Source organism: Halomonas sp. 3F2F (assembly GCF_014897805.1).
GTDB lineage: Bacteria > Pseudomonadota > Gammaproteobacteria > Pseudomonadales > Halomonadaceae > Vreelandella.
Window position 1 is genome coordinate 58,210 of record NZ_JABUZE010000033.1, and the last position, 11,637, is coordinate 69,846.

Genomic DNA, 11,637 nt, shown 5'->3' on the forward strand with positions numbered 1-11,637 from the left:
CTGCGATGAGTGCAATTCGGGTAGTGATGGCGGACGATAGCCAACTGGCACGTGACGTGCTGCGCGACATCCTCACCCGCGATGGCGACATTGAGGTGGTTGGTGAAGCCAGCAACGGGCGTGAAGCAGTGGAACTTGCCCACCGTTTATCGCCGCAGTTGATCACAATGGATCTGAATATGCCGGTCATGGACGGTCTCAGCGCCATTGAAGAAATTATGCATACCAAAGGGGTTCCTATCCTGGTGGTAAGCGACCGCTCTGATGCCGAAACGGCCTACCGAGCGCTCGATGTTGGCGCGCTAGAAGTGATGCAGAAGCCGACTCTTGATGATGAAGACGCACAACGGCTACTCGCGCGTGTCCGGCTTCTTTCGGGAGTGGCCGTTATTACTCGCCTACGGCGCCGATCAACCTCTGCCATGCCCGTTGCACCGGTAAACACGCGGCCTGTTGATCGCCCTAATAGGCCGAAAGCTTTCCAGCGTATTATCGCCATTGCTTGCTCAACCGGAGGGCCGCAGGCACTCGCCCATTTACTTAGCAAGCTGCCGACCAACTTTCCTGCACCGGTGGTGATTGCCCAGCATATCAGCCATGGCTTTATTGAAGGCATGGCGCACTGGCTGACATCGCTCTGTTCAATGCCCGTTTGCGTTGCTCAGCATGGTGAATCGCTAAAGCCAGGCGTTATTTATCTATCGCCATCGGAACGCAACTTGCGTGTCACGCCATCCCACCGCCTTCAACTACAGCAGAGCCCAGATAATTCGCTTTATCACCCCAGTTGCGATGCACTGTTAACGAGCGTCGCTAATGTTTATGGCCCAGAGGCTATTGGAGTGATTTTAACGGGCATGGGGCGTGATGGCGTTAGCGGCATGCGCGCTATTCATTTATCGGGAGGCTGTACCTTTGCCCAAAACGAAGCCAGCTCGGTTATTTATGGCATGAACCAAGAAGCGGTTAGTGCCGGTGTTATCCAGCATGTTGTTTCCCTTGATGAGCTCCCTGCCAGGCTCATTCGCGAGACCATTGGGCAACGGTTGTCTACCTGGACGAAATCGCTATGAGTTCGCTGACGCCGTTCAAGGATCTGGTGCATCGTCGCTGCGGTTTGCACTTAGAGGGCCTCGCTGAAGCTCGTCTCGTTAAAGCAGTGGAGGCACTTCAAACAGACACCGACATTAACGACACCTCGATGCTCATTGTGCAACTAGAGCAAAACGAAGCGATGTTTGATCGCTTCGTTAGTCAATTAACGGTGAACGAAACCTACTTCTACCGGGAGCCTGAAGCGCTGCACTGGTTAGCCGACACCTACCTCCCGCGGCGGCTGGCTGAAAAAGGTAAGCCATTGGCTATTTTCAGCGCCGGATGTTCTTCAGGTGAAGAGCCTTACAGTGCTGCTATTGCGCTATTTGAGCGCTACGGAGAGCGCGCCAAGCAACTCTTCCATATTACAGGGGGAGACGTTGATCAGCAGGTTCTTAGTAAAGCCCAAAAAGGCATTTACAGCGGCATGTCGTTTCGGGCACTGAACCCTGCGCTAAAACATCGCTATTTTCACCCAGCGGGCCGACGCTTCAAAATAGATGATGCGCTTCGCCACTGGGTCACCTTTTGTTCATTTAATGTCTTGCAGCCAAACGCAGACAAGCTAGGCCCCTTCGACGTCATTTTATTTCGCAACGTATCGATCTATTTTGATGAATCGACCCGGCGCGATATACAGCGCCACCTGAAGCAGCTACTGGAACCTCATGGCGTTTTGATGTGTGGTGTCACGGAAACATTAGGCAACGACCTGGGCATTTTGGAACTGCATCAGGCTCAAGGAGTGTTCTTTTTCCAAGAGAGCACCTTGCCCGGTGCCTTACCTGCCAATGATGAACCACCCTATCGCGACGATCCGTTGCCAGCCCCACCGGTGTTGTCAGAGATGCCTCCTCAACCACCTAAGAAAGAACCTGAGAAAGAACCCGAGAAAGAACCTGAGCACAAGCAGCCGATGGCATCGTTTAACGCGGCTTTGCAGCAAGCTCATCATTTACTGAACCAGAACGCATTTTCAGAAGCAGCCGCGCTACTTTCTGACCTTCTCGTGCAACAGCCTTGGAGTGTCGATGCGTTACTGCTGGCAGGTTTAGTGGCTCGCTGGCAGCAGAATTTTGCTGACGCTTACGACTACTTTAAGCGAGCCATTTACGTTGCTCCTGAGTGCTGGCCAGCTCACTTTTTTCAAGCTGAGCTTTTCCGACTAGGCGAGCTTAGTGATGCTCCCGAACAACGAAAGCGTGGCTATGCAGCGGTTATTCGCCTACTGGATGCGTCAAAACAGGCGGATGGTGGATTGAGCGTCATTGCGCCGCCTATTCCTCCGGGGGATGCCTACTTTTTGGCAACTCGCTACCTTGGTGCACAAGCAACGACACAGGGAGTGGGTTAATGGCACTGGATATTAAACGCTTTATTCAGCGCTTTATTGAAGAAGCGTCAGACCACTTGCCTCGTTTAAGGGAGGGTATTGAAGCGCTAGAACAAGGCGATACCCATCAAGAACGTATCAATGAGCTGTTTCGTGCGGCCCATACGCTGAAAGGCTCTTCGCGTATGCTGAAGCTGACGCCCATTACGGCGATCGCTCACAGTACAGAGGAGCTGCTAAGCGCACTACGCGATGGGACACAAACCGCTTCACCTGATGTCACGTGCCTGCTTAATCAAGCCACGGACGCGCTGTCTGATCTAGTTAGCCAACTTGCCCAAGGTGTTTCTCCAGCAGAGCTAGCGGAAGCCGACAATCAGCTTTGCCAAGCCCTGGAAAACGCCGCGGCGGGGAAGTCGTCCCCCGCACCCTCTCCTAAAACAAGCGTATCCGAGGACGATAAAGCCGAGAACGCAGCCCTCAACACTGCACCATCGGCAATGAAAAGCCCTGCTCTTCCGGCTCAAGAGCTACGCTTAACAGACACGGTACGCGTGCGTCTTGACCGCCTAGATGACGTTATTCGCCTGATGGGGGAAGTGTTGTCAGGGCACCACCATCTGCACTCACTCGTAGAACAGGCACGCAGCCTTGGCGCCTCGTTACCCAAAGATCAGCAGGCCCCCTTTAACGCTTTTAGCCGCGAGCTGAAGGACAGTGTGCTTTCCCACGACGGTCTAATGAGCGATCTCCATGACCGAGCTCTGCAAATGCGCATGCTACCGCTGAGCGTGGTGTTTGACCCCTTATCGCAAATGGCCAGAGACCTTGCCCATTCGCTAGACAAACAAGTCAATTGCCGTGTTCACGGCAGTGAGATTGAGCTGGACCGGCAGATGATAGATCGCCTCTCGGACCCGCTAATTCATCTACTGCGGAATGCGTTAGACCATGGCCTGGAAACACCCGCTGAACGGCAGGCAACTGGCAAGCCTACACGGGGGCAGTTATCGCTAGAGGCCTGGCAAGACGGCAGCTGGGTAGTGATTGAAATGCGTGATGACGGCGCGGGTATTTCCCTAGATGCGGTACGGCAAAAGGCACTCTCCAAGCAACTACTCAGTGAAGAGCTGCTGCTTACCCTAACCGAGCAGGAAACCTTAGAGCTTATTTTCTTACCCGGCTTCTCAACCAAACCCCTGATTACCGACTTTTCAGGTCGTGGCGTGGGGATGGATGTCGTCAAGCGAACGGTCATTGACGAGCTCAACGGTGATTTACGTCTAACCAGCCACCCGGGCAAAGGCACCTGTTTTACCCTGCGCCTGCCTTTATCGCTAGCCATGATGCGCGTTCTCCTGATCAACGTGGGCGCTGTCACGCTAGGTGTAACAGCACCTTATGTGTCAGAGCTTGTAGAGCATGCATCAACGGACTTTATTGATGCTGCCGGGCAAAAAACACTGATCCTGCGCAACGAGTTCGTGCCGGTCGTTTCACTTGCGGAATTATTAGACCTACCCTATACGCCCACTGATGCTGACAACTTACTGTTACTCGTCGTACATCAACGTCATCAAAAACTGGCGCTAATTATTGATGCCTTGGTGGATGAACGCGATATGGTAATTAAGCCGTTGCCCACGCATTTGCGCCATTTACCACTGGTTTCTGGCATGGTCACGCTAGGGCGCAATACGTTGGTTAGCCTATTACACGTGCCGACGCTGCTGGAACACTCGCGCCGCTATGCCCCGAAAGCGCTAGCTAAAACGGATCAACCGCCCCAGACACATCGTATACTCGTCGTCGATGACTCTCTGAACACCCGAGAAATTGAAAAAGATGTCTTAGAAGCCTGGGGATATCAGGTCACCCTGGCAGAAAATGGCCGTGATGGTCTGAACAAGGCCCTGGCTGACTCGTTTGATGCAGTGCTCACCGACGTTGAAATGCCTGTCATGGATGGCTTTGCGCTCACTGCGAGTCTGCGAGAAAATGAGATTTATCGTTATAAGCCGATTATCATTATCACATCACGAGAAAAAGAAGCAGACCGTCGGCGCGGCATTGAAGTAGGCGCCGACGCGTATATTGTCAAAGGCAGCTTTGATCAGAACAATTTGGTGGATACGCTAAAAGCGCTACTCGGCTAAGCACACGCCATGACGGAGGTTAATCATGCAAATATTGATCGTAGATGACGACCCGTTGGCCTGTGAAATGACAGCAACGCTGCTAGAGTTCCAGGGCTATACAACGGTCATGGCCAATGATGCCATGGAGGCCACACAGCTGTTGGATAGCTTGGACAGTATCGCGCTTATTGTTAGCGACATGCATATGCCGCTCATCAATGGGATAGAGTTCTTGGAAATGCTGCGTGAACAAGACGTTACCTTGCCTTTTATTTTGCTCACAGGCGACTCACCTAGTTCAACCCTTATGCAGACGCCTGGTTTAAACGCCTGCCTGCAAAAAGATGCGGAGCTAGAATCCACGTTAGGCAATGCCGTGACTCAAGCGCTCAACGGTTGAACGTTTGCCATTTGCATTACAGCGCACCGTTCGCCCACATGAACAGGTAGTCTGATGTCACCATCTGCTCCGACATTGCAACAAAAGCTGAACCAGCTGCGCCAACGCTTTATTGAACAGCTACCAGCACGTTTACAGAAAACCGTAACAAAGTGGCAACAAAGCCGACTTTCAACGGAGGCAGAGTCACGCCTAGCCCCGGAGCTTCACCGCTTTTTCCATAGCTTAAAAGGTACCGGCCGCTCATTGGGCTTTGAACGAATTGCCATGTTGGCAGATCAAGGTGAAGAACTACTCAAGGCGACGCCGGCTTCTGCCAGCCATGCTTTTGATGACCAGGCTATTAATGACATAAACAGCCTGATTTCAGAGCTTTTCCAGCAGCTCAGTGAAGAAATTGAGTACTTACAGTCACTGCATGGCCAGCAAACCGTACTGGCATCACTCAACAGCGTCGAATTCTCATCAGTAGCGCCACAGACACGCAGTAAGCGTCAGCGGCTTATTTATCTATGTGACGATGAGCCCGACCAAGTCGACCAGTTGCTACATCATCTTCGCTGTTTTGGGCATGAAGTGGTCCATTTTGAAGACACAGAGTCATTTTTTAATGCGGTCATTACCCGCCGCCCCGACGCGGTCATTATGGATGTACAGTTTCCGCAAGGTAACACCGCGGGTACTGAAACGCTGACCAGCCTGAATAAATTAATCGGAGAGCGGCTGCCCTCCATCGTACTGTCGTCCTATGGTGACTTTTATTCACGACTGAGTGCTGTTCGAGCTGGCTGTAATGGGTACTTTACCAAGCCCATTAAGCCACTGGATTTAATGTTAGCTATCGACGAGCTCACTAGCCCCTTGGATGAAGAACCGTTGCGCGTGTTGGTCGTCGATGATGAACCCGACGCTGCCAGCTACCACTCATTGATGCTTGAAGAAGCCGGCATGATTGTTCAGCAGGTGCATCACCCTGCTGACGCGCTAAGCGCTTTAGACCGCTTTAGCCCTGACTTACTGTTAATTGATATGTATATGCCGGTATGTTCTGGTGAAGAGCTAGCGACAATTATCCGCCAGCAATCCGCGCATATTGGCCTGCCCATTATTTACCTATCTAGTGAAACAGACAGCCAAAAGCAGCTACTGGCCATGACGGCAGGCGTAGAAGCCTTTATTACCAAGCCGGTTACCCCTGACGAGCTCGTGTCTGCGGTACGGCTTCGTGCCGAACGCCTGCATCTACTGCGTTCGCTGATGACCCAGGACAGCATGACAGGGCTTTATAACCACAGCACCACGACGGATCTTATCGGTAAAACACTTGCTCAGGCATATCGTGAAGGTAGCCAACATGCGATGGCCATGCTCGACATTGACCATTTTAAAACGATCAATGATACCTACGGCCACCTAGCGGGTGACCAGGTCATCATCACGCTGGCGCGGCTGCTAAAAACCCGCTTGCGCATATCCGATATCATCGGGCGTTATGGCGGTGAAGAGTTTGTCGTATTGCTAAAAGGGGTCACCGCAAAGCGCGCAGCCGAACTTATTGACGAACTGCGCCACGATTTCGAACAGGTAGATTTTCATGCTGGCGGAGAGCGCTTTCGCTGCACCTTCAGTGCAGGCATTAGCAGTTTTCCCAGCCAGCCTTCCACTGAAGCGTTACGCCTAAGCGCGGACCAAGCACTTTACCTAGCAAAACGGCAGGGGCGTAATCAAGTAGTCATTAATAACGAGAACGACGCAAAAGGAAAAGCGCAACCGAAGCAACCCGGTGTGAAAAAACAATGACCAACACCCATCAACAGCATGACAACCCGTCTCTTTCGCTCGAAGAGGCACTAGCACGTCAGAGTAACGATGACACGATTATTGACGTGGACGAACCTTGCCAGCAGTTGGTGTTATTTCGCCTAGCGGAGCAACGGTTCGCTTTGCCCGGCAGTGCGGTCAATGAAATTTTGAATGGTGATCAACCGGTTTATTTCGTGCCTGGCTTGCCTGCTTCTACGGAAGGTGTGATTCACTTGCGCGGCAACATTGAATCGGTGGTAACCCTACAGGCAGTTCTCGGTCTCCCCCCTACGGAACAAACGGGCATGCTGTTAGTCGTGACCGCCGCGGGCATTCGCAGCGCCGTTCGTATCGATTATTTAGAGGATGTTTGCGACATCCCGATCAGCGCACTGAAACCGGCACCGGACACCCTCGCCAGCCAACTAATGCCTTATGTGAGCGCCCTCTGGCAACCTGATGTAACGCCAGCAGAGGGCGGCGAAAAAGAGACTAACGGCGATTCTGTCGAAGGCAGCGCGGCCATTGCCCTGCTGGATCCAGATGCTTTATTCAACGCCTATCAACAAGGCCTAGGGTAAGCCCATGGCCATTGGCGCGCCGAATCACTCCTTAGACGCAGCGTCCCACGTTGCTTTAGTGCTGTTTAGTGCTGGCCATACGCTCGCCGCCATCGAAGCACGCCACGTCGCGGGGTTAGCGAAATCGGCCCACCTACCGCGTTGCGCGAATGCCGAGTGCCTGTTGCTTAACGCGCCATTGTTGAGCGTAGCCCCCACCCACTGGCTGACCCTTCAGGATACCAACGGCGCTTGGCAGTTAGGCGTGACTGGCGACGTCGCCTTAGCGCACACACCGATAACGGAGCTGTTTCCATTACCTCCTTTAATTGCCGCACGCCACGTCAGCCCCGCCCTACGAGGCTTAACGATGGCCAACCAAACGGTACGTTTGTTGTTTGATGGCGCAGCGCTAACGCTGCAACCATAAACAGCGCACCAACGTGCCTTTTTCTACCTGCTGGTGCGGATCAATCACCGCTAACGCATCTACACTAATACAGGATGACAGCACGCCAGAGTTTTGGTCTTCAAACGCATCAGCAATGATGCCCGCTTCGCTAAAACGTAGCGCAACACGCATATAGTGCTGGCGCGGGCCGGTCTGAGTAGCGAAGTTAGCGGAGGCCGTCAGCGTAGGTAAGGCGTTCAACGCCGAACACCCCAGTAACGCACCCATCAACGGTCGTAAAAATAACCACGCGCCCACAAACCCAGAAACAGGGTTACCCGGCAGTCCTACAAAGCGCGCCTCACTGTCGTCTTGGCGTGGCAAACGGCCCAGCGCCAGCGGCTTTCCTGGGCGAATCGCCAGCTTCCACATATCTAATTGGCCTAGCGATTCCAGCGCGGCTTTGACATGGTCTTCCTCACCCACGCTGACACCACCCGTACTTACCACCACATCGGCGTCCGCCGCTGCGTTTGTGAGCAGCGCAACGGTCTGGTCGAAATCGTCCGGCACACTCACTAGTTGGACCACCTCCGCGCCAAACGTCTCTAACAGTCTCTTCAGCATCGGCCGATTGGAGTTATACAGTTGACCTGGTTTTAACGGCGCGCCTGGATCAATGATCTCATCGCCAGTCGACAGTAGCGCTATCCGAGGGCGACGGCGCACGCTAACGTGGGTAACCCCTTGACCGGCCAAATGCCCTAACGCGGCAGCCTCCAAGCATTCACCAGCGGGCAGCAGTAACTCACCGCGGCGCACATCACGACCCTGGCGGCGCACGTTATCACCTACCGGCAGCGCATCCGGCATCAATGCCTGGTCACCCTCCTGAGTCACTCGCTCCTGCATCACCACACAGTCGGCCCCTGGGGGGATCTCACCGCCGGTAAAAATCCGTGCGCAACTGCCTTCCGCCAGCGGCACTGCCGGGCTGCCTGCCGCAATACGCTGGCTGATCGGCAACCACTTACCCGCATCACTGGCACGCAGTGCATAGCCATCCATTGAGCTATTATCAAACGGCGGTACGTCTAACTGCGCGGTAATGGCTTCGGCCAGCACGCGCCCAGCAGCGGCCTCAAGCGGTATACACTCTGCACCGAGCGGCGTGACATCTGCCAACAGCGCTTCAAGCGCGGCACTTATCGGCTGTAGCTCAGCCATGCTGCCCCCGGCCTGGGATAACTAGGTTGGCGAAATTACAAGGCTTATGACGGCTATCCAACTGCTCGGCCAAAATGCCGTCCCAGCCAGTACGGCAGGCGCCGGTTGAACCCGGCAGGCAGAAGACAACCGTAGCGTTGGCTAAGCCGCCGAGGCAACGGCTCTGAATGGTCGAGCTACCGATCTCATCGCCGCTTAGTTGGCGAAAGCGCTCGCCAAAGCCTTCGATACGCTTATCCAGCAGCACCGAAATAGCTTCAGGTGTCGAGTCTCGCCCGGTAAAACCTGTACCGCCCGTGGTAATCACCACCTGTACATTTGTGTCGGCAATCCACTGGGCGACTACCGCACGAATTTGGTAGACGTCATCCGGCACGATGCGTTTCTCTGCCAGGGTGTGCCCAGCTTCGGTTAAACGCTGCACCAGCGCCTGGCCGGAGCGGTCAGTCTCATCCGTGCGTGTATCAGAAACCGTAAGCACGGCGACTTTAAGAGGTACCATTGGCTCACTCATCAACGTCATCCCTATTTGGCTGCTTTCTTTTTAGCATGGTGCGCTTCCCAGGCAGCCTTCTGCTCGGCAGTCGCAGGCGGCTGATAGAGCTCCTTCCATTCACTATAGGGCATCCCGTATACATACTCTCGGGCTTCTTCGTAGCTGAGAGTTTCATTGCGCGATTCAGCGGCAGACACCAACCATTTCGATAAACAGTTGCGGCAAAAATCCGCCAGAATCATCAGATCGATGTTCTGCACATCCTTATTGTCGTCTAAATGCTGTAACAAACGCCGAAACGCGGCGGCTTCTAGCTCTGTACGCGTCGTTTGGTCAAATTCATTAAACGCTGACATTGGCGATCCTCTTATCAAGTGGCTTGGGAGCAGCATAACAAAAGACACCGCCCGAAGGCGGTGTCGAGTGGCAATTAAGCGAACCGGCTAGCTAGGTTTGGTAGCGGAAACATCGCCACTACTGCTGTCCGTTTTTTGTGCCGCGATTTCCTCTTCGCTCATGGCTGTATCTTTGACCTCCTCGTACCACAAGTTGTGGTGCTCTTTGGCCCAGGTTTCATCGACATAGCCAGTGGTCATACCTTCCAACGAGCCTTCCGTACCGACAGTCCCAATATAGATATGGCCTAGCGCGACAGCCGTCAACCCAAGCGCACCCACCGCATGGATGATGTTGGCCCACTGCATGGTATCGCGGCCTTGACCATAGTTGGGGAAGTCGAGCACAAAACCACTCGCGATCACCACCAAGCCAGCAGTGGCTAATAGCCAGTACCACGCTTTTTCGCCACCGTTGGCAAAACCCGCGTCAGGATGGTGCTTGCCTGTTAATCCACCTGCCTTTTTAAACCATACCCAGTCATGCTTCTTAGGAATATTGTCTTTCAGCAAGCTAATTAACAGTACAACGAGTAGCACACCGAACATCGGGCCAAGATAGTTATGCAGCACTTTGGAAGCTGAGATCATCCATGCCCAAACGGCGTCGCCAAACAGCGTGCGGAACACGAACTTACCAAACAGCAGATTCAACCCTGTTAACGCCAAGGTGATAAACAGGGTGGCGACGGTCCAGTGTAGCGAACGCATTAACAACGACCAGCGCAAAAGCTTGCGCCCTGTGCGCGGCTCATCAAGATGTTTGCGCCCAACCATAAAGTAGAACAGCGCAATCACCACGATCATCCCGCCAATCGCAATCAAACCAAACGGCGATACCCAACGGTTACGGATCTGCCGCCAGGTTTCGCCACTCGAATTGATCAGACTGTAGTTACTGTCAAAGCGCGAATCGCGATAGTTAGGCCCTGTTTCGCCACTGCGCACCTGACGCCACTGATCTGCACTGATACCTGGAGCAGCGGTCACCATCTCGCGGTCTGTGTCAGCCTGGGCAACCGCTAGTTGGGACATGCCAAGGCTGGCAGCCAGCAGCAGTAATAGTATGCCGATACGCCAACAGCGCTGGAAAAACGCCCTTCCCCAGAGTGCTAGCGCAGGCGCCTCTGGTGTTATTGTGGTCGTGGTCATCGTTGTCATGACACGCCTCCTTACCCTTTACGGGCAGCATCGTAGGCAAGGTTGTCAGTACTGGCCTGAGGGTTATTCGACCAAGCACCATCTTTATGGCCACGATGAACGACACGCTGACGGAAGATATCGGCAACATCTTGCGCATCACCCGCTAGGAGGGCTTTGGTAGAGCACATTTCCGCACATAGCGGCAGCTTGCCTTCCGCGATGCGATTGGAGCCGTACTTCTCGTACTCCTCCTCTTTGCTCTCTGCTGGGCCGCCTGCACAGAATGTGCACTTGTCCATTTTTCCGCGTTCGCCAAATGCATTTTGTTGTGGGAACTGTGGTGCACCAAAGGGGCACGCATACAGGCAGTAGCCACAACCAATGCACAGGTCTTTATCGTGCAGCACGATGCCATCGTCGGTTTTATAGAAGCAGTCCGTCGGACATACCGCCATGCATGGCGCATCGTCACAGTGCATACAAGCCACTGAAATCGACATCTCATCCGCTTCGCCGTCGTTGAGTGTGACCACCCGGCGACGCTGGATACCCCACTCCACATCATTGGCATTTTTACAGGCGGTGACACAGCCGTTGCACTCGATGCAGCGCTCGGCGTCACACATAAATTTCATTTGAGCCATGGTGTTCTCCTC

Annotated in this window: 12 protein-coding genes; 7 read left to right on the forward strand and 5 right to left on the reverse strand. The window is 53.8% G+C overall.

Going from position 1 to position 11,637, the window contains the following annotated elements:
• Window positions 1-5: 5 nt before the first annotated feature.
• The 7 genes from cheB to INT21_RS04300 are packed head-to-tail and all read left to right on the forward strand — an operon-like array spanning window position 6 to window position 7,759.
• Window positions 6-1,073, forward strand: coding sequence for a chemotaxis-specific protein-glutamate methyltransferase CheB (gene cheB, locus INT21_RS04270; protein WP_193060072.1), 1,068 nt, complete (start codon window positions 6-8; stop codon window positions 1,071-1,073).
• A complete protein-coding gene (locus tag INT21_RS04275) occupies window positions 1,070-2,449 on the forward strand; it encodes a CheR family methyltransferase (protein WP_193060071.1) in 1,380 nt (459 codons plus the stop codon). Before cheB ends, INT21_RS04275 begins: the two co-directional genes overlap by 4 nt.
• The gene (locus tag INT21_RS04280; RefSeq protein WP_193060070.1) at window positions 2,449-4,584 is read left to right on the forward strand and encodes a hybrid sensor histidine kinase/response regulator; all 2,136 of its coding nucleotides are present in this window, start codon (window positions 2,449-2,451) and stop codon (window positions 4,582-4,584) included. The genes INT21_RS04275 and INT21_RS04280 overlap by 1 nt, the downstream gene beginning before the upstream one ends.
• Window positions 4,585-4,609: 25 nt before the next feature.
• Window positions 4,610-4,966, forward strand: a complete 357-nt coding sequence (locus INT21_RS04285; RefSeq protein WP_089040667.1) for a response regulator — start codon at window positions 4,610-4,612, stop codon at window positions 4,964-4,966.
• A gap of 54 nt (window positions 4,967-5,020) precedes the next feature.
• The gene (locus INT21_RS04290; protein ID WP_193060069.1) at window positions 5,021-6,766 is read left to right on the forward strand and encodes a diguanylate cyclase; all 1,746 of its coding nucleotides are present in this window, start codon (window positions 5,021-5,023) and stop codon (window positions 6,764-6,766) included.
• On the forward strand, window positions 6,763-7,350 hold the full coding sequence (locus INT21_RS04295) for a chemotaxis protein CheW (protein ID WP_193060068.1): 588 nt from the start codon (window positions 6,763-6,765) through the stop codon (window positions 7,348-7,350). Before INT21_RS04290 ends, INT21_RS04295 begins: the two co-directional genes overlap by 4 nt.
• A 4-nt stretch (window positions 7,351-7,354) precedes the next feature.
• Window positions 7,355-7,759, forward strand: a complete 405-nt coding sequence (locus tag INT21_RS04300; RefSeq protein ID WP_193060067.1) for a hypothetical protein — start codon at window positions 7,355-7,357, stop codon at window positions 7,757-7,759.
• On the opposite strand, the gene INT21_RS04305 is transcribed toward INT21_RS04300, so the two are convergent.
• From INT21_RS04305 to fdh3B, 5 genes are all read right to left on the reverse strand, one after another.
• Entirely contained in the window at window positions 7,742-8,947 is a 1,206-nt protein-coding gene (locus INT21_RS04305; protein ID WP_193060066.1) for a molybdopterin molybdotransferase MoeA, read from the reverse strand. The genes INT21_RS04300 and INT21_RS04305 overlap by 18 nt on opposite strands.
• Window positions 8,940-9,461, reverse strand: a complete 522-nt coding sequence (moaB, locus tag INT21_RS04310) for a molybdenum cofactor biosynthesis protein B (RefSeq protein ID WP_089040662.1) — start codon at window positions 9,459-9,461, stop codon at window positions 8,940-8,942. The genes INT21_RS04305 and moaB overlap by 8 nt, the downstream gene beginning before the upstream one ends.
• 11 nt (window positions 9,462-9,472) lie before the next feature.
• A complete protein-coding gene (locus INT21_RS04315; protein ID WP_193060065.1) occupies window positions 9,473-9,799 on the reverse strand; it encodes a DUF1244 domain-containing protein in 327 nt (108 codons plus the stop codon).
• Between the two features lie 87 nt (window positions 9,800-9,886).
• Complete coding sequence (locus INT21_RS04320) at window positions 9,887-10,999, reverse strand: formate dehydrogenase subunit gamma (RefSeq protein WP_193067505.1); 1,113 nt, start codon at window positions 10,997-10,999, stop codon at window positions 9,887-9,889.
• An 11-nt stretch (window positions 11,000-11,010) separates the two neighbouring features.
• Complete coding sequence (gene fdh3B / locus INT21_RS04325; protein ID WP_009722867.1) at window positions 11,011-11,625, reverse strand: formate dehydrogenase FDH3 subunit beta; 615 nt, start codon at window positions 11,623-11,625, stop codon at window positions 11,011-11,013.
• Window positions 11,626-11,637 lie beyond the last annotated feature (12 nt).